The sequence below is a fragment of the Paragemmobacter kunshanensis genome (assembly GCF_011059185.1).
Taxonomy (GTDB): Bacteria; Pseudomonadota; Alphaproteobacteria; order Rhodobacterales; family Rhodobacteraceae; genus Paragemmobacter; species Paragemmobacter kunshanensis.
In genome coordinates this window covers 13,583-31,426 of record NZ_JAALFE010000019.1, presented here as the reverse complement: position 1 = coordinate 31,426, position 17,844 = coordinate 13,583, and the positions used below count along the sequence as shown (strand labels likewise).

Sequence of the window (17,844 nt, the reverse complement as noted above, 5' to 3'; positions counted from 1 at the left end):
ATCAGGCCTTCTTCTCGTCGCCGGGCAGGATGTATTCCGCCCCTTCCCAGGGCGACATGAAATCGAACTGGCGGTATTCCTGCACCAGCTTGACGGGTTCGTAGACGACGCGCTTTTGCGCCTCGTCATAGCGGACCTCGGAATAGCCGGTGGTGGGGAAATCCTTGCGCAGCGGAAAGCCGCGGAAGCCGTAATCGGTGAGGATGCGGCGCAGGTCGGGATGGCCCGAGAAGAGGATGCCGAACATGTCGAACACTTCGCGTTCGAACCAGTTGGCCGAAGGGTGGATCTCGGTCAGCGAGGGCACCATCCCTTCGGTATCCACCGCGATCTTCAGGCGGATGCGGTGGTTCTGATACATCGACAGGAAGTGGTAGACGACATCGAACCGCTCGGCCCGTTCGGGATAATCCACGGCCGTGATGTCCACCAGGCTGGTGAACCGGCAGGCGCTGTCGGTGCGCAGGAATTCCACCAGGGACAGCAGGTGGTCCGGCTCGACCTCGAGCGTCAGTTCGCCATGCGCCACCCTGGCCGCGCCCACGGCATCGGGCTGCTTGAAGGTGATATGCGCCGCCAGTTCTTGCAGGGCTTCGGACATGCCTGATCTTCCTCAGCGGGTGATGGTGCCGGTGCGGCGGATCTTCCGCTGCAACTGCAGGATGCCGTAAAGCAGCGCCTCGGCGGTGGGCGGGCAGCCCGGGACATAGATATCCACGGGAACCACCCGGTCGCAGCCGCGCACGACGGAATAGGAGTAGTGGTAATACCCCCCGCCATTGGCGCAGGATCCCATGGAGATCACATAGCGGGGTTCCGGCATCTGGTCATAGACCTTGCGCAGGGCCGGGGCCATCTTGTTCGTCAGCGTGCCTGCGACGATCATCAGGTCCGACTGCCGGGGCGAGGCGCGCGGCGCGGTGCCGAAGCGTTCAAGGTCATAGCGCGGCATGGAGGTGTGCATCATCTCCACCGCGCAGCAGGCGAGGCCGAAGGTCATCCAGTGCAGGCTGCCGATCCGCGCCCAGTTGATGATGTCCTCGGTCGAGGTCAGCAGGAAACCCTTGTCCTGCAATTCGCGGTTCAGGGCCTGGACGGCGACCTCGTGATCGCCACCCGCCTGGTTGGCGGACGTGCTCACTCCCATTCCAGGGCTCCTTTCTTCCATTCATAGGCAAAGCCGATGGTCAGCACGGCCAGGAAGACCATCATCGACCAGAACCCCGTCATGCTGATGTCGCCGAAGGCGACGGCCCAGGGGAAGAGGAAGGCCACTTCCAGATCGAAGATGATGAAGAGGATCGACACGAGGTAGAACCGCACGTCGAACTTCATCCGCGCATCGTCAAAGGCGTTGAAGCCGCATTCATAGGCGGACACCTTTTCCGGGTCCGGATTGCGCACCGCCAGCACCGCCGCCGCCAGCATCAGCACAAGGCCAAGGCCGACCGCGATGGCCAGAAGAATGAGTATGGGAAGATACTCTCGGAGGATTGGGTCCACGAGGCGCTCCTTCGGCTGGCGACATGCGAGCTGCGAACCACTGGCGGGCCGCTTGATCTCTCGCGCATCGTTTACTCTTCCCCCCGGGCGGGGTCAACCGAAGGCAGGGCGAAAAGCGGGTGGAAAGGGACAGGAATTCGGCTTTGTATGCCATGGCACACAAGGCGGGATGCCGCGGCGCGGCACCGGCAGGGAACGGATATCGCGAAGCGAGTCGCCGAGCGTTTCTGTCGGACAAGCCGCAATCTGCCGCCCGGCGACCAAGGCACTGGCATCCGGGGCGGCTTTGCGATTGTCTCGCCCCATCCCCGACCGAGGAGCCCCATGATGCCCATCCTGCCCGGAACGCCTGCCCTGCCCCGCCGCCCTGCCCTTGCCGCGCTGATCCTTTCGGCCTTCCTTGCCCCCTTTTCCGCGGGGGCCGAGGAGGTGGGCAGCATCGGCGTGGACTGGATCGGCAATGACATCCTGATCGAAGCCCTGCCGGATCCCGACGTGGCGGGGGTGACCTGCCATCTGGCTTATTTCGAACGCTCCACCATCGACCGGCTGGTGCAGGGAAACTGGTTCGAGGATCCGTCGAATTCCTCCATCGCCTGCCGCCAGACCGGGCCGATCACCCTGGGCGACATCCGCCGCGGGCCGGAGGGGGAGGAGATCTTTTCCGAGCGGCAGTCGCTGCTTCTGAAGTCGCTTTCGATCACGCGCATCTATGACGAGGCGAACCGGACGCTGATCTATCTGGCCCATGCCCGCGAGGTGACGGAAGGATCGGCGAAGATGTCGATCTCGACCGTGCCGCTGTGGAATGCGCAGGGCGTGGAATAGGCGTCACGGACCTGCGGTCTGCCCAGAGGGACTGCGAATTTTCTGCGAAAATTCAGGGAGTGACGAATTTTCTGCGAAAATTCTCATGCCTGCGGCATGGCAAGACGCTTGCATGGCGGGGACATGATCCTTCGCAGAAGGATCGCCCTGCAGAATTTTCGCAGAAAATTCGTATCCTCAATCGGCCAGAGGAGCCGCGGTTGCCGCCTCTTCCCCGGATTGCTGCACGGCCAGAACCTCGGCCCGGATGATGCGGGCGATCAGCGCGCAATCCTCGGGCGTGAAGGTCAGCGGCACGCGCATGTCGATCAGGCCTGCAAGCACCCGGTCGGTCTGCGGCAATGGTGCAGGATCGGCATAGCGCCAGTGATCGTAGCGGCTGGTGAAGGCCACGGGATCGGGCGCGCCGAACCATTTCAACTCGACCCCGCGCGCAGCGCAGCGGGCGATCACCGCCTGGATGCGCCCGGCCGGCCAGTCCCGCAGCAGGAACTGGAACGAGGAGCCGACATAGACCTCATGCGCGGGCCGCGGGATCAGGTGCAGGCCCGGCGTCTCGGTCAGGCCCGCCTCCAGGCTGCGGTAGAGCAGGCCCCAGCGCCGCACCCGATCTGCCAGCAGAGGCAGTTGCGGGCGCAGGATCGCCGCGCGCAGATTGTCCATCCGGCCCGAAATGTTGGGCGTGTCGAGGCGGATGCCTTCAAAGGCTTCGGGCGGGGGGGCGGCGCGGTGGCGGGCATAGAGCATGTAGCTGCCCGACAGCAGCACGGCGCGGGCGGCGACCTGCGGATCGTCGGTGATCAGGAAGCCGCCCTCGCCGGAATTGACGTGCTTGTAGGTCTGCATCGAATAGGCCGCGACCTTGCCATGTCGGCCCGAGGGGATACCCTTCCAGGTTGCGCCCATCGTATGGGCGCAATCCTCCACCACGGTAACGCCAAGCCTGTCGCAAAGCGCCATCAGGCGGTCCATGTCGCAGACATGTCCGCGCATGTGCGACAGCAGAAGGACGCGCGCGCCCGAGGCATTGGCCTGCTGTTCCAGATGGGCGAGGTCGATGGTCAGGTCTTCGGCGACCTCCACGAAGACCGGCACCGCGCCGATCGAGGCGATGGCGCCGGGCACCGGGGCAAGGGTGAAGGCATTGGACAGCACCCTGTCCCCCGCGCGAACCCCGATGGCGCGCAGGGCACAGGCCATGGCATAGCCGCCCGAGGCCACGGCAAGGCAGTAGCGCGCGCCGGTGAGGGAGGCGAATTCCTCTTCCAGAAGCGCGGTCTCGGACAGTTCGCCGGGGGCGGTGTTGTAGCGATGCAGCCGCCCATGGCGCAGCACGGCGAGCGCGGCCTCGATGCCTGCGTCGGGGATGGGCTCCTGCTGGGTGAAGCTGCCCGTGAAGCGTTCCATCAGCGCACCAGCCTTTCCGCAAGTTCCGGCAGTTCGTCGAAATGATCGAGCAGCGCATCAGGATCAAGGCGCGCGATGTCGCGCCCTTCGGGGCCGAAGGTCACCAGCGCGACCGGCACCCCGGCCGCGCGGGCGGTCTTGCGATCCGTGTCGGTGTCGCCCACCAGCATGGAGCGCGCGACCTGCCCGCCCGCACGTTCGACCGAGGCCGCATAGGGTGCCACGTCCGGCTTGCGCGTGGGCAGCGTATCGGCCCCGATCAGCACATCGAACAGGCTGCGGATGCCGAGGCGGTTCACCAGCGTTTCGGCCAGACCTTCGGGCTTGTTGGTGCAGATCGTGGTGGCAAAGCCCCTGCCCCGCAGCACCTCGACCGCCGCGATTGCGCCGGGATAGAGGCGGGTATGGGTGTCGATGCCCTCGGCATAGGCCGCCAGAAGGCGGGGATATTGCGCGTCGATCATCGTCTCGGACACCGCGCCCAACCGGGAAAAGCCCAGCCGCAGCATGGCCCTTCCGCCGTGAAAGGCGGTCAGCGTATCGGCGGGGGTCAGCATGTCGCCATGCCCCAGATCGCGGAAACAGGCATTCGCCGCGGCCAGCAGATCGGCCGAGGTATCCGCCAAAGTTCCGTCCAGATCGAAGACCACAGTCCGCATCGCTTGAAATACCCCGTAAACAGGTGTGAAGCGGGCAAGGCTTGCGGCCCGCCCGGATGGGGGTAAAACGGGCGCAAGGATAAGGGAAGGGGCAGCATGTCGGTTTCTTTGGTCATTCTGGCGGCGGGACAGGGAACGCGGATGAATTCCGACCTGCCCAAGGTGCTGCACAAGGTCGGGGCCGCCCCGCTGCTGCATCACGCGATGCAGGCGGGCCGCGCGCTGGAGCCGGAAGTGACGGTTGTCGTGACGGGCCATGGGGCCGAAGCGGTGGCCAGGGCCGCCCGCGCCTTTGACGAGGATGTGCAGACCGTCGTGCAGGAAGAGCAGAAGGGCACCGCCCATGCCGTGCTGCAGGCGGCCCCCCTTCTGGAAGGGGTCAGCGGCGATGCGCTGGTGCTTTACGGCGACACGCCCTTCGTGCGGCCCGAGACCCTGCAGGCGATGCTGGCCGCGCGCAGGCGGCATGCGGTGGTGGTGCTGGGATTTCACGCCGCCGATCCGGGGCGTTATGGCCGGCTGATCGCCGAGGGCGAGGTGCTGGAACGGATCGTGGAATGGAAGGACGCGACCGAGGCGGAGCGGGCCGTCACCCTGTGCAATTCCGGCGTCGTCTGCGCCGAGGCGGCCGTGCTGATGCGGCTTTGCGCATCGGTGGGCAATGCCAATGCGGCGGGCGAGTTCTACCTGACCGATATCGTGGCACTGGCGCGGGCCGAGGGGCTTTCGGCCGGGCTGGTGCTGTGCGACGAGGCCGAGACGATGGGGGTGAATACCCGCGCGCAACTGGCCGAGGCGGAGCGCGCCTTCCAGGCGCGGGCGCGGGAGGAGGCGCTGGAGAACGGTGTCACGCTGACCGCACCGGAAACGGTGATCTTCGCGCTGGATACGGTGGTGGGGCGCGATGCGGTGATCGGGCCGAACGTGATCTTCGGCCCCGGCGTGACCATCGAGAGCGAGGCGGAGGTCAAGGCGTTCTGCCATCTTGAGGGCTGCCATATCAGCCGGGGCGCGCAGGTCGGCCCCTTTGCCCGGCTGCGCCCCGGAGCGGAACTGGCCGAGGATGTGCATGTCGGCAATTTCGTCGAGATCAAGAACGCGATCCTGGACGAGGGCGTGAAGGTGGGCCACCTGACCTATCTGGGCGATGCCGAGGTCGGCGAATTCACCAATATCGGCGCGGGCACCGTCACCTGCAATTATGACGGCGTGATGAAGCACCGCACGGTGATCGGCAAGCGCGCCTTCATCGGATCGGACACGATGCTGGTGGCCCCGGTTGCGGTGGGCGATGGCGCACTGACGGGATCGGGTTCGGTGATCACCGAGGACGTGCCCGCCGAGGCCGTGGCCATCGGCCGGGCGCGGCAGGTCAACCGCGCGGGACTTGCGACGAAATTGTTCGAAAAGTTAAAATCCATAAAGGCCAGCAAGGCAAAAGGGCATCAATAATGTGCGGAATTGTAGGGGTCTTGGGCAATCACGAAGCGGCTCCGCTGCTGGTGGAGGCGCTGAAGCGGCTGGAATATCGCGGCTATGACAGCGCCGGGATCGCCACGGTGAACGGCGGCCGGCTGGACCGCCGCCGCGCGGTGGGAAAGTTGGTGAACCTGTCGGATCTACTGGTGCATGAGCCGCTCGCCGGAAAGGCGGGCATCGGACATACCCGCTGGGCCACACATGGCGCGGCAACCGTTACCAATGCCCATCCGCACCGTGCGGGGCCGGTGGCGGTGGTGCATAACGGGATCATCGAGAACTTCCGCGAATTGCGCGAGGAACTGGCGGCGGCGGGCCATGTGCAGGAAAGCCAGACCGACACGGAAACCATCGCCCTGCTGGCGCAGATGCACATGCTGCGCGGGATGACCCCGGTGGAGGCCGCGCGCGCGACGTTGAAGCGCCTGCACGGGGCCTTTGCGCTGTGCTTCCTTTTTGATGGCGAGGATGACCTGATGATCGCCGCCCGCAAGGGCAGCCCGCTGGCCATCGGCCATGGCAAGGGCGAGATGTTCGTGGGTTCGGATGCCATCGCGCTGGCCCCGATGACCGACCGGATCACCTATCTGGAAGAGGGCGACTGGGCGGTGATCACCCGGGCGGGGGCCGAGATCTTCGATGCCGAGGATCGCCGGGCCAACCGGGCCGAGACGCGGATCCAGATCGACAGCGCCCGGATCGAGAAATCGGGCTACAAGCATTTCATGGCGAAGGAGATCGCCGAACAGCCCGTGGTCATTGCGGATGCGCTGAAGCATTACACGGGCGGCGGGGTGAACCCCGCCCTGCAATTGCCGGAAGGCGTTGATTTCACGGGCGTCGACCGGGTGATGATGGTGGCCTGCGGGACGGCGTCTTATGCCTGCCATGTGGCGAAATACTGGTTCGAGCAGATCGCGGGCCTTCCGGCGGAAGTCGATATCGCGAGCGAGTTCCGCTATCGCGATCCCGTCCTGTCCGAGAAATCCTGGGCGGTCTTCGTCAGCCAGTCGGGCGAGACGGCGGATACCCTGGCCGCGCTGCGCCATGCGAAGGAAAAGGTGGCGAAGGTCGTGTCGGTGGTGAATGTGCCGACATCGTCGATCGCGCGGGAAAGCGACCTGAGCCTGCCGATCCTGGCGGGGGTGGAAGTGGGCGTCGCCTCGACCAAGGCCTTCACCTGCCAGTTGACCGTGCTGGCGCTGATGGCGATCAAGGCGGGGCTGGACCGGGGGCGGCTGACGGCGGATCAGGCGGGGGAACTGCTGGTCGGCTTGCGCAACCTGCCGGGGCTGATGAACCATGCGCTGGCCCTGTCGGCCCCGATCGCGGCGATTGCCGAGGAACTGGCCGAGGCGCAGGACGTGCTGTTCCTGGGGCGCGGGGCGATGTTCCCGCTGGCCCTGGAGGGGGCGCTGAAACTGAAGGAAATCAGCTATATACACGCCGAAGGTTATGCTTCGGGCGAACTGAAGCACGGCCCCATCGCCCTGATCGACGCGCGGGTGCCGGTGATCGTTCTGGCGCCGCGGGACGCGCTGTTCGACAAGACCGTGTCGAACATGCAGGAGGTGATGGCGCGGCATGGCAAGGTGCTGCTGATTTCCGACGCGCAGGGCGTGGCGGAGGCGGGGCATGGGGTCTGGCGGACGCTGACCCTGCCGGAAGTGCCCGCCGCGCTGGCGCCGATCCTCTATGCGGTTCCGGCGCAGTTGCTGGCCTATCACACGGCCATCGCCAAGGGCACCGATGTGGATCAGCCGAGGAACCTGGCGAAATCGGTGACGGTGGAATGATCGCCGGGGCGCTGGCGCGGCTGGAAGCGCTGGGGGATGCGGAGAAGGCCGCCGAGATGGCGGCCTATCACAAGATCGCCCGGCGATATCTGGGGGTTGCGGTGCCGCAGATCGAGGAACTGGTCGCCGAATGGCGCGCGGCGCTGTCGGTGGAGGAGCGCGTGGCGCTGGCGGGCGGCCTTTGGGAGACGGGCGTGCATGAGGCCATGGTGGCGGCGGCAAAGCTGCTGACCCAGGCGCGGCTGCGGCCCGATCAGGCCGCCTGGGAGATGATCTGCGGCTGGACCGAGGGCTTTGAGGGCTGGGCGGTGGCCGATCATGCGACCATTGCCGGGCAGAAGCGGCTGGTGGCCGATCCGGCGCGGATCGAGACGGTGGCGGGCTGGACGGCAAGCGGAAACATGTGGACCCGCCGCGCGGCGCTGGTGATCACCCTGCCCTTTGCCAAGATGAATTTCCCGAAGGAACAAGAGCTTGCCATCCGCGAGCGGGCCTTGGGATGGGCGGCCGACTTTGTGGCGGATCGCGACTGGTTCATCCAGAAGGCCGTGGCCTGGTGGCTGCGCGACCTGTCCAAGCATGACGCGGCGCGGGTGCGGGTGTTCCTCGAAGGCCCCGGCGCGGGTCTGAAGAGCTTTGCCCGCAAGGAAGCGGCGCGATACCTCTAGCGGCGGCCTGCGGCATCGGCCCCCGGGGGCTTTGCCCCCGGACCCCCAGGGTATTTTTCCCAAGATGAAGACCGGTTGCTTCGGCAAGGGCGCGTTAACCTTAATGCAGGATTAAGGAGGCGCGCGGCGGGGGCTTGTCTGGCGGCCATCCCCGCGCCTTTCGGGCAGGCACCGGCCTGGGTGGGGATTGCGCGTCGGATCCATCGGGCGGAGCAGCGACGAAGGTCTGACGCGGGCGGGGGGGAAAGCGGCGTTTCGTGGCTTGCGAGGGTGGGGGATAGTTCTTAACCTTGTGTCATGGATGCGCGCCCTGCCCCGCTGATCGACCCTTTCGCCCGACCGATTTCCTATCTGCGGGTGTCGGTGACGGATCGCTGCGATTTCCGCTGTGTCTATTGCATGGCGGAGAACATGACCTTCCTGCCCAAGGCGGACCTCTTGTCGCTGGAGGAGCTGGACCGGCTCTGTTCGGCCTTCGTGCGGCTGGGGGTGGAGAAGCTGCGCATCACGGGGGGGGAACCCCTGGTGCGCAAGGGGATCATGACCTTTTTCCGCGCCATGGCGCGGCATCTGGAGAGCGGCGCGCTGAAGGAACTGACGCTGACCACCAACGGATCGCAATTGCGCAAGCATGCGGCAGAGCTGGTGGCCTGCGGGGTGCGGCGGATCAATGTCTCGCTCGATACGCTGGATGCGGAGAAGTTCGCGCAGATCACCCGCTGGGGCCGTCTGGCGCAGGTTCTGGACGGGATCGCCGCCGCGAAGGAGGCCGGGCTGCGGGTGAAGATCAATGCCGTGGCCTTGAAAGGCTTCAACGAAGACGAGCTTTTTCAACTGGTTGACTGGTGCGCGGCCGAGGGGCATGACCTGACTTTCATCGAGGTCATGCCGATGGGGGATCTGGGGAACGAGGACCGGCTGGATCAGTACTGGTCGCTGAAGGACCTGCGGGCGCGGCTGGCGGAGCGGTTCACCCTGCACGATCTGGCCGAGCGGACGGGGGGGCCTGCGCGCTATGTCCGGCTGGAGGAGACGGGGCAGAAGCTGGGCTTCATCACGCCGCTGACGCATAATTTCTGCGAAAGCTGCAACCGGGTCAGGCTGACCTGCACGGGCGAGCTTTACATGTGCCTGGGCCAGGAAGACATGGCCGATCTGCGCGCGCCCCTGCGGGCGAGCCCCGATGATGCGGTGGTAGAGGCGGCGATCCGGGCGGCCATTGCCAAGAAGCCCAAGGGGCATGACTTCGACTATTCCCGCGCCGGGGTGCGGGGGACGATGTCGCGGCATATGAGCCATACGGGCGGTTGAGGCGACACGGCCTAACCCATTGGGAACGCTGTATTTACCTTTGCCTTTTGACCAAAGTGGCGGTGCCGCGCCCGGTGCAGACAGCCGGTGCAGACGGCGGTGCAGACGCGCGCCCTGGCAAGAAGCCATTAACCATGACTTGAACGGACAGGCTGTCGCATGGGGCAGCCCGTCGCAGCGCCCTCGAATCCGGGGCGGGAGGCCCTATCTGAGGTGCAGTCAGAAAGGTGAGTCATGGATACGCTTTTGCTTTCCCGCATCCAGTTCGCGGCCAATATCTCTTTCCACATCCTGTTTCCGACGATCACCATCGCGCTGGGATGGGTGCTTCTGTTCTTCAAGCTGCGCTTCAACCGGACGGGGGAGCGGAAATGGATGGACCTGTATCTGTTCTGGGTGAAGGTCTTTGCGCTGTCCTTCGCGCTGGGGGTGGTGTCGGGGATCACCATGTCCTTCCAGTTCGGCACCAACTGGCCGGGCTTCATGGAGGTGGTGGGGAATGTGGCGGGGCCATTGCTGGCCTATGAGGTGCTGACGGCCTTCTTCCTTGAGGCGGTCTTCCTTGGGATCATGCTGTTCGGGGCAAGCCGCGTGCCGGGCTGGCTGCATACGCTGGCGACCTTCCTTGTTGCCTTTGGCACGACGATGAGCGCCTTCTGGATCCTTGTGCTGAATTCCTGGATGCATACGCCGGTCGGCCATGAATTGCGCGACGGGATCGTGCATGCGGTGGATTGGTGGGCGATCATCTTCAACCCGTCGATGCCTTACCGCCTGTCGCATATGCTGCTGGCGAGCGGGCTGACGGTGGCCTTCCTGATCGCGGGGCTGTCGGCCTGGCGCTGGCTGCGCGGGCATCGCGGGGCGGAGGTGGAGACGGGGCTGCGCTTTGGCGTGATCCTCGGCGCGGTGCTGATCCCGATCCAGATCCTGGCGGGCGACATGCATGGGTTGAACACGCTGGAGCATCAGCCGGCCAAGGTGGCGGCGATGGAAGGCAACTGGGAGACGCAAGGAAACGTGCCGCTCTTGCTGTTCGCCCTGCCCGATGAGGAGACGCGGAGCAATGCCTTCGAGGTGGGGATTCCGTCGATGGCCTCGGTCATTCTGAAGCATGACCCTGCGGGGGTGGTGCCGGGGTTGAACGATTTCATCACGGCGGAGGGCGAGGTGATGCATCCGCCGGTGGCGCCTGTCTTCTGGTCCTTCAGGGTGATGGTGGGCATCGGGATGCTGATGCTGGTGATCAGTTGGGCGGGGGCGTGGATGCTGTGGCGGCGGGGCGTCGAGGGGATGCCGCGGCCCTATCTCTGGGGCCTGACGGGCATGACCTTCGCCGGATGGGGTGCCACGCTTGCGGGCTGGTACACGACCGAGATCGGGCGGCAGCCCTGGCTGGTGCAGGGCGTGCTGACGGTGGAGCAGGCGGTGGGCGACATTGCGGGGGGGATGGTCCTGTCCACGCTGCTGGCCTATGTGGCGATCTATGTCGCGCTGCTGGCGGCCTATGTGGGGGTGATCTTTCACCTGGCGCGGAAGGGCGGGCGCTATGATGCGCCCGTGGCCAGCCCCGGCATGCAGCCTGCGGAGTGATGGCGATGTTCGATCCCGAAGCTCTGCCCTTGATCTTTGCCGCCCTGATGGGGGTGTCGATCCTGCTTTATGTCGTGCTGGACGGGTTCGACCTTGGGGTCGGCCTTCTGTTTCCCTTTGCCGAAGAGGCGGAGCGGGATCGCATGATCGCCTCGATCGGGCCGTTCTGGGATGCCAATGAGACATGGCTGGTTCTGGCCATCGGCATCCTGCTGGTGGCCTTCCCCGTGGCGCATGGGGATATCCTGACCGCGCTTTATCTGCCCGTCGCCGTGATGCTGATCGGGTTGATCCTGCGGGGGGTGGCCTTCGAATTCCGCGCCAAGGCGCCGCTTGGGCACAAGCGGCCCTGGGATGCGGCCTTCTGGGCGGGGTCGTTGATGACGGCGCTGGCGCAGGGCTTCATGCTGGGCATGTATGTGATGGGGCTGGAATGGACATGGCCCAAGGTGGCCTTTGCCGCGCTGACGGCGGGGGCGCTGGCCGTGGCCTACAGCTTCATCGGGGCGGCCTGGGTGATCCTGAAGACCGACGGGGTCTTGCAGCGGAAGGCCGTGGATTGGGCCAAGGGCGGCATCTGGGGGATGGTGCTGGGGATGGGGGCGGTGTCCGTCGCCACGCCTTTGGTGAGCGCGCGGATCTTCGACAAGTGGTTCCGCTTCCCCGAGATCGTGGCGCTGGCCCCCCTGCCGCTGATGTCGGGGCTGCTGGTGGCGCTGCTCTGGATTGCGCTGCGGCGGCTGCCGACGGCGAATGACAGTTTCGCCTGGTTTCCCTTTGCGGGGGCGGTGGTGCTGATGGTGCTGGGCTTTTTCGGGATGGCCTACAGTTTCTACCCCTATATCGTGCCGGAGCAGTTGACGATCTGGGACGCGGCGGCCAGCACGGAAAGCCTGTCGATCATCCTTGTCGGCACGCTGGTCGTGCTGCCCATGATCCTTGGCTATACGGTGCTGGCCTATGTGATCTTCCGCGGCAAGGCCACGAAGCTGTCCTATGACTAGATCCGCAGGGTGACGGCGATCAGGGCGAGGGCTGCGGGAAGCGCCTGGATGAAGAGGATGCGGCGGCTGGCGGTGGCCGAGCCGTAGAGGCCCGCGATCAGGACGCAGGCAAGGAAGAAGATGGCGAGGGGGCGTCCCCATGAGGTGACGCCCTCGGCCACGGCCCAGAAGAGGCCCGCGGCGAGGAAGCCGTTGTAAAGGCCCTGATTGGCGGCGAGGGTCTTGGTTGCCCGCGCGAAATCCTCACTCGTGCCAAAGGCGCGGCGGGTGCGGGGATGTTCCCAGCGGAACATCTCCAGCACCATGATATAGACATGCAGCGCCCCGATGGCGGCGGTGAGGCCCGCCCCGATCATGCGGCGGGCATCCGGCTTTCCACCATCCCGGCATACCAGCTTGCGCCGAAGGGGATGACGTTGTCGTCGAAATTGTAGGCCGGATGGTGGACCATCGCCGTGTCGCCATTGCCCACGAAGATATAGGCGCCGGGGCGTTCGTTCAGCATGAAGCTGAAATCCTCGGCCCCCATCAGGGGGGCGGTGTCGGGATCGACCTGGCCCGAGACCTGACGCGCCACCTCGACCGCGTAATCGGTGTTCTCATCGGCATTGATGGTGACCGGATAGCCGCGGGCATAGTTGACCGTGGCGGTCGCGCCCAGAGCCAGCGCCGTGCCGGAAACGATTTCCGCGATGCGGGTTTCGACGAAATCCTGCACCTTGTGATCCATGGTGCGGACCGTGCCCTTCATCTTCACCACCTGCGGGATGACGTTATGGGCGGTCGAATCCGTTTCCACGGTGCAGACCGACACGACGACCTGTTTCAGCGGGTCCACGTTGCGCGACGCGATGGTTTGCAGCGCCACGACGATATGGGCCGCGACCACGGTGGTATCCACGCAGTCATGCGGTTTGGCGGCATGGCCGCCCTTGCCTGTCACGGTGATCTCGAACTGGTCGGCGGCGGCCATCAGCGCGCCCTTCCTGATCGCGAAATGGCCCACGGGGATGCCCGGCATGTTGTGCATGCCGTAAACCTCCTGGATCCCCCAGCGATCCATCATGCCATCGGCCACCATCTCGCGCCCGCCACCGCCGCCTTCTTCGGCGGGCTGGAAGATGACGATGGTGGTGCCGTCGAAATTGCGGGTTTCGGCCAGGTATTTGGCCGCGCCCAGCAGCATGGCGGTATGGCCGTCATGGCCGCAGGCATGCATCTTGCCGGGGGTCTTGGAGGCATAGGGGACGCCCGTCTGTTCGATGATCGGCAGCGCATCCATATCGGCGCGCAGGCCCACGACGCGGCCCACCGTATTGGTCTTGCCCTTGATCACGCCCACGACGCCGGTGCGACCGATGCCTTCGACCACCTCGTCACAGCCGAACTGGCGCAAGAGATCGGCCACCTTGGCCGCGGTGCGGTGGACGTCGAACAGCAGTTCGGGATGTTCGTGGAAATCGCGCCGCCAGGCGGTGATCTCGGGCAGCAATTCGGCGAAGCGGTTCTTGACGGGCATGGGCGTTCTCCTTTCGCGCAAGGGTAGCGCAGCCCCGCCCGGGCGCAAGCAGGATCAGCCGAAGCGGCGGCGGGCATCCAGCGCAAGGCCGGTGCCGACCGATCCCAGCATGTCGCCCGTGGCAAGCCGCGCCTGCGGCAGGGCGGCGGCCACAGTGGCGCGCAAGAGCGGCAGTTGCGACGAGCCGCCGGTAAGGAAGACGGTGGCGATGCGATCCGGCCCCAGCCCCGCCGCGGCGATGGTGCTGCCGATCAGCGCGCCGATGCGGGCGACGGGGGCGGCGACGGCCTCTTCGAAACGGTCGCGCCGGGCCATCGGGTTGGGCCCGCCCGTCAGCGCGGAAAGGGCGAGGCGCGTGGCCTCCTCGCCGGACAGGGCGATCTTGGCACGCTCCACCTCCATCGCCAGGGCATGGCCATGGCGCCCTTCGACCACGCGGATCATCCGGGCGATCCGTTCGGGATGGTCCGCCTCATGCGTCAGTGCCTTGAGATCGGCCATCACCCGCTGGCTGTAAAGGCTGTTGATCCGGTGCCAGGTCGCCAGGTCCTGCCAGTAATGGCGCGGCATGGTCCCTGCCCCGCCCCGGGTCGGGGAGAGATAGCCCAGATGCGGCATCACCTCGGCCAGCGAGAGCAGGCGGTCGAAATCCGTGCCGCCGACGCGGATGCCGTCATTGGCCAGGATATCGCCCGCACGCTCGGCCAGCCGCGCCCGCAGGGGCGACAGCCGCAGAACCGACAGGTCGGATGTCCCGCCGCCGATATCGAAGACCAGCACGATCTCTTCCCGCTCCAGCCGCTGTTCGTAATCCAGCGCCGCGGCGACGGGTTCGAACTGGAACTCCACATCGCGAAAGCCGCAGTGACGCGCGATCTCTTCCAGCACGGCCTGCGCGGCGGCATCCCCGGCCGGATCGTCATCGACGAAATGCACCGGGCGGCCGAGCACGACCTGGGTCAATCCGGGCTGGACGGCATCCAGCCGCTGGCGCAGATGGGCGATGAAGCGCTGCAGGATGTCGCGGAAGCTGACGGCGCGATTGCCCACCGCCGTGCGCTCCTGGATCAGCCCCGATCCCAGCGTCGATTTCAGCCCGCGCATCAGGCGGCCCTCATCCCCTTCCAGATAGGCCGAAAGCGCGGCGCGGCCGAAATCGGGCGCCTCCCCATCGGCATGGAAGAACACGGCCGAGGGCAGCGTCACCTGATCCCCTTCCAGCGCGATCAGCCGCGCGCCGCCCGCATCCGCCAGACCGACGGTGGAATTCGAGGTGCCGAAATCCAAGCCTGCAAAGACCGCGCCCATATCCACTGCTCCTGACCGGGGAGGCGCGGCCTAGCCTGCCCCACCTGCCCTGTAAAGCTCTGCCCCCTTCATCCTGGCAAAAACACCCCGGGGGTTTGGGGGCGGCGCCCCCATCAGCCGAGCCGGACGCGCGGCACGCGCGGGAGGCGAGACAAAAGGCTTGCGCGGCCCCTTGGGGGGCGCGCTCCGCATGATTACAGCGAGGGGCCGGGGATGAGCCGCGACCCGTCGGTAAAGCGTGACAGGCGGAAGCGGGTCAGGTCATGGCCCGGATCGCCCCCCGCCACCAGATCGGCCACCACGCGGCCCATGCCGGGGCCGATGCCGAAGCCGTGGCCGCTCATCCCCGTGGCGATGGTCAGGCCCGGCAGGGCCGCCACCCGGTCCACCACGGGCACGACATCGGGCATGGTGTCGATCATGCCCCCCCAGGCCGCGCGCAGGCGGGGGCGGCCCATGCCGGGGAAGGCCTCGGCAAAGGCGGCCTGCACGCGGGCGATCCGGTCCATGTTCGGGGCCGGGTTCAGCACGCGGATGCCTTCGAAGGGCGAAACCTCGTCCCCGCCCCAGCGCCGCCTGGTGCCCCAGGCATCGGGAAAGCCCGCAGGGGCCATGGGGCGAAAGCCGGTGGAGCGAAAATCCTTCTTCAGCACCGGCAGATAGGTGAAGAAATCGCGAAAGGCGTCGGGGCCGACAAAGAAATCATGCCCCGATCCCGGCGCGATGGAATAGCCGCCATCCTGGCGGCGGCGGAAGGCGAAATCGTCGTCGCAGGCATTGCCGGGAAAGATCTCGGCCATGGGTTCGGTCGCGGCGACCGAGGCCAGCACCGCCAGTTGCGGGATATGCACCCCATGCGCCCGCAGGAACAGCGCCGACCAGGCCCCCCCCGCCACCACGACCTGATCGCAGGCGATGCGGCCTGCTTCCGTGAAGACCCCCGCCACGCGGCCCGCCTGCACATCCAGCCGGCGGATGGCGCAATTCTCCACCACCACCGCGCCGCGCGCGATGGCCCCTTCCACCAGAAGGGGCACGGCCTGCCACGGCTCGGCCCGGGCGTCAGAGGGCGTATGCAGCCCCGCGACCCAGGGCTTGGCGCTGCCCTTCAGCCGCTCTGTTACCGCGCCCGATCCCATCATGTGGGTATCCACGCCATGCGGACGGGCCTCGTCCAGCCAGGCTTCGAACCTTTCCACCTCGGCCTCGGTCTTGGCGAGGTAGAGGACACCTTCCTGCCGGAAGCCCAGGCCTTCGCCCATTTCCTGCGCCAGCGATTTCCAGATACGCAGGCTTTCCATCATGATGGGGAGTTCGCCCATGTCGCGGCCCTGCTGGCGGATCCAGCCCCAGTTGCGGCTGGATTGTTCGCCCGCGATGCGGCCCTTTTCGCAGAGCGTGACCTTGAGGCCCTTTTCGGCCAGGAACCAGGCCGTCATCACCCCGATGACGCCGCCGCCCAGCACGACAACATCGCAGGCGGCGGGGGGTGGGCCGGGAAAGCGGATGGGGGAGGCGTCGGAGATGGGGAAGCGCATCATCGGGAAAGCTCGTCCAGCAGGCGTTGCATGAAGCGGTGGCCCGCCTCGAATTCGGCAAGCGACAGCCATTCATCGGGCTGATGCGCCTGGGCGATGTCGCCGGGGCCGCAGATGGCGGCGGAATAGCCCGCCTCCTGGAACTGCCCCGCTTCGGTGCCATAGGAGACGACGCCCGTGGCATTGTCGCCGGTCAGGCGGCGGCAGATCGCCTCGGCCGCGCCGTCCTGTTCGGGTTGCAGGGCGGGGACGCCGAAGAAACGGTCAAGATGGATGCCCGCCTCGGGGCGGATCTGTTTCATCGCGGCGTCGATGCGCGCGGCCTCGGCGATGAAGGCCTGGGCGTGGGTTTCCACCTCTTCCCCCGGCACGACCCGCATTTCGAGGGCAAAGCGGCAATCGGCGGCGGTGATGTTATGCGCCGTGCCGCCCTGGATCATGCCGACATGCAGCGTGGTGAAGGGCGGATCGAAGGGCAGCGCCTGGGCGCTGCGGGGCTGGCCCTGGATCCATGCATTGCGGTCATTGGCCCATTGGATCAACCGCGCGCCTTCCATGATGGCCGACACGCCATAGGGCAGCAGCGAGGAATGCACCTCGAACCCTTTCACATGGACGTGGAACCCCGTGCCGCCCTTGTGGCCGTTGATGACCTTCATCAGGGAGGGTTCGCCGATGATGGCGGCGGCCCCTTTCGGAACCACCCCCTGCATGGCGGCGATCATGGGCGGGGCGCCGGTGCAGCCCACCTCTTCGTCATAGCTCAATGCGATCTGGAGCGGGCGTTTCACCCCGCGCTGATGCGCCTCGACCAGCGCCCAGAGGGCGAGGGCGTCGAATCCCTTCATGTCGCAGGTGCCGCGGCCATAGAGGCGGCCGTCGCGTTCCGTCACCGTCCAGGGATCCGAGGTCCAGTCCTGCCCTTCGACCGGGACGACATCGGTATGGCCCGACAGGACGACCGCCCCCTCTTCCCACGGCCCGACATGGGCGAAAAGCGCGGCCTTGGTGCCATCTTCGTGCCAGTGGCGATGCGCCGTGATGCCGTGGGAGGCGAGGTAGTCCTCGACCCAGTCGATCAGGGGAAGGTTGGTGTCGCGGCTGACGGTGGGGAATTTTACCAGTCGATCAAGGATCTGGCGCGGCGACAGCGTGACGGCGGCGGGCATTCGGTGCATTCCCCTTTGTTGCCGCCAAGGTGGCGGCAAGCCGCCGGGCGGTCAAGGCCCGC

The 17,844-nt window shown here is 66.4% G+C and carries 17 protein-coding genes; 7 read left to right on the top strand and 10 right to left on the bottom strand.

Annotated elements, in window-relative coordinates; genetic code table 11:
• Nucleotide 1: 1 nt before the first annotated feature.
• The 3 genes from G5V65_RS16820 to G5V65_RS16810 are packed head-to-tail and all read right to left on the bottom strand — an operon-like array spanning nt 2 to nt 1,503.
• The gene (locus G5V65_RS16820) at nt 2-601 is read right to left on the bottom strand and encodes an NADH-quinone oxidoreductase subunit C (protein WP_165052343.1); all 600 of its coding nucleotides are present in this window, start codon (nt 599-601) and stop codon (nt 2-4) included.
• Nucleotides 602-613: 12 nt separating this feature from the next.
• Nucleotides 614-1,147: a NuoB/complex I 20 kDa subunit family protein gene (locus G5V65_RS16815; RefSeq protein WP_165052340.1), complete on the bottom strand. Its 534-nt coding sequence runs from the start codon at nt 1,145-1,147 to the stop codon at nt 614-616.
• Entirely contained in the window at nt 1,138-1,503 is a 366-nt protein-coding gene (locus tag G5V65_RS16810) for an NADH-quinone oxidoreductase subunit A (protein WP_165052338.1), read from the bottom strand. Before G5V65_RS16810 ends, G5V65_RS16815 begins: the two co-directional genes overlap by 10 nt.
• Before the next feature lie 327 nt (nt 1,504-1,830).
• On the opposite strand from G5V65_RS16810, the gene G5V65_RS16805 reads away from it, so the two are divergent.
• The gene (locus G5V65_RS16805; protein ID WP_165052336.1) at nt 1,831-2,331 is read left to right on the top strand and encodes a CreA family protein; all 501 of its coding nucleotides are present in this window, start codon (nt 1,831-1,833) and stop codon (nt 2,329-2,331) included.
• A 177-nt stretch (nt 2,332-2,508) separates the two neighbouring features.
• On the opposite strand, the gene G5V65_RS16800 is transcribed toward G5V65_RS16805, so the two are convergent.
• Together G5V65_RS16800 and G5V65_RS16795 are read right to left on the bottom strand one after the other, a co-directional pair.
• A complete protein-coding gene (locus G5V65_RS16800) occupies nt 2,509-3,741 on the bottom strand; it encodes a DegT/DnrJ/EryC1/StrS family aminotransferase (protein ID WP_165052463.1) in 1,233 nt (410 codons plus the stop codon).
• A complete protein-coding gene (locus tag G5V65_RS16795; protein WP_165052334.1) occupies nt 3,738-4,397 on the bottom strand; it encodes an HAD hydrolase-like protein in 660 nt (219 codons plus the stop codon). The genes G5V65_RS16800 and G5V65_RS16795 overlap by 4 nt, the downstream gene beginning before the upstream one ends.
• Before the next feature lie 96 nt (nt 4,398-4,493).
• On the opposite strand from G5V65_RS16795, the gene glmU reads away from it, so the two are divergent.
• From glmU to G5V65_RS16765, 6 genes are all read left to right on the top strand, one after another.
• Entirely contained in the window at nt 4,494-5,849 is a 1,356-nt protein-coding gene (glmU, locus tag G5V65_RS16790) for a bifunctional UDP-N-acetylglucosamine diphosphorylase/glucosamine-1-phosphate N-acetyltransferase GlmU (protein ID WP_165052332.1), read from the top strand.
• Nucleotides 5,849-7,672, top strand: a complete 1,824-nt coding sequence (gene glmS / locus G5V65_RS16785) for a glutamine--fructose-6-phosphate transaminase (isomerizing) (protein ID WP_165052329.1) — start codon at nt 5,849-5,851, stop codon at nt 7,670-7,672. The genes glmU and glmS overlap by 1 nt, the downstream gene beginning before the upstream one ends.
• Nucleotides 7,669-8,340, top strand: coding sequence for a DNA alkylation repair protein (locus G5V65_RS16780; protein ID WP_165052327.1), 672 nt, complete (start codon nt 7,669-7,671; stop codon nt 8,338-8,340). The genes glmS and G5V65_RS16780 overlap by 4 nt, the downstream gene beginning before the upstream one ends.
• Before the next feature lie 297 nt (nt 8,341-8,637).
• The gene (gene moaA / locus G5V65_RS16775; RefSeq protein ID WP_165052325.1) at nt 8,638-9,651 is read left to right on the top strand and encodes a GTP 3',8-cyclase MoaA; all 1,014 of its coding nucleotides are present in this window, start codon (nt 8,638-8,640) and stop codon (nt 9,649-9,651) included.
• A 234-nt stretch (nt 9,652-9,885) separates the two neighbouring features.
• The gene (locus G5V65_RS16770) at nt 9,886-11,244 is read left to right on the top strand and encodes a cytochrome ubiquinol oxidase subunit I (RefSeq protein ID WP_165052324.1); all 1,359 of its coding nucleotides are present in this window, start codon (nt 9,886-9,888) and stop codon (nt 11,242-11,244) included.
• Entirely contained in the window at nt 11,244-12,248 is a 1,005-nt protein-coding gene (locus G5V65_RS16765) for a cytochrome d ubiquinol oxidase subunit II (RefSeq protein WP_165052321.1), read from the top strand. Before G5V65_RS16770 ends, G5V65_RS16765 begins: the two co-directional genes overlap by 1 nt.
• On the opposite strand, the gene G5V65_RS16760 is transcribed toward G5V65_RS16765, so the two are convergent.
• The 5 genes from G5V65_RS16760 to argE all read right to left on the bottom strand — a co-directional run bounded on the left by G5V65_RS16760 (nt 12,245) and on the right by argE (nt 17,782).
• The gene (locus G5V65_RS16760; RefSeq protein WP_165052319.1) at nt 12,245-12,604 is read right to left on the bottom strand and encodes a DUF1304 domain-containing protein; all 360 of its coding nucleotides are present in this window, start codon (nt 12,602-12,604) and stop codon (nt 12,245-12,247) included. The two genes, G5V65_RS16765 and G5V65_RS16760, sit on opposite strands and share 4 nt — an antisense overlap.
• Nucleotides 12,601-13,767 (bottom strand): M20 aminoacylase family protein, encoded by a 1,167-nt coding sequence (locus G5V65_RS16755; RefSeq protein ID WP_165052318.1) that lies wholly within the window; start codon nt 13,765-13,767, stop codon nt 12,601-12,603. The genes G5V65_RS16760 and G5V65_RS16755 overlap by 4 nt, the downstream gene beginning before the upstream one ends.
• A 54-nt stretch (nt 13,768-13,821) precedes the next feature.
• Nucleotides 13,822-15,075 (bottom strand): Hsp70 family protein, encoded by a 1,254-nt coding sequence (locus tag G5V65_RS16750; protein ID WP_165052315.1) that lies wholly within the window; start codon nt 15,073-15,075, stop codon nt 13,822-13,824.
• 194 nt (nt 15,076-15,269) lie between these two features.
• Nucleotides 15,270-16,613, bottom strand: coding sequence for an NAD(P)/FAD-dependent oxidoreductase (locus G5V65_RS16745; RefSeq protein ID WP_206526851.1), 1,344 nt, complete (start codon nt 16,611-16,613; stop codon nt 15,270-15,272).
• A complete protein-coding gene (gene argE, locus G5V65_RS16740) occupies nt 16,613-17,782 on the bottom strand; it encodes an acetylornithine deacetylase (protein ID WP_165052311.1) in 1,170 nt (389 codons plus the stop codon). Before argE ends, G5V65_RS16745 begins: the two co-directional genes overlap by 1 nt.
• Between the last annotated feature and the right edge of the window lie 62 nt (nt 17,783-17,844).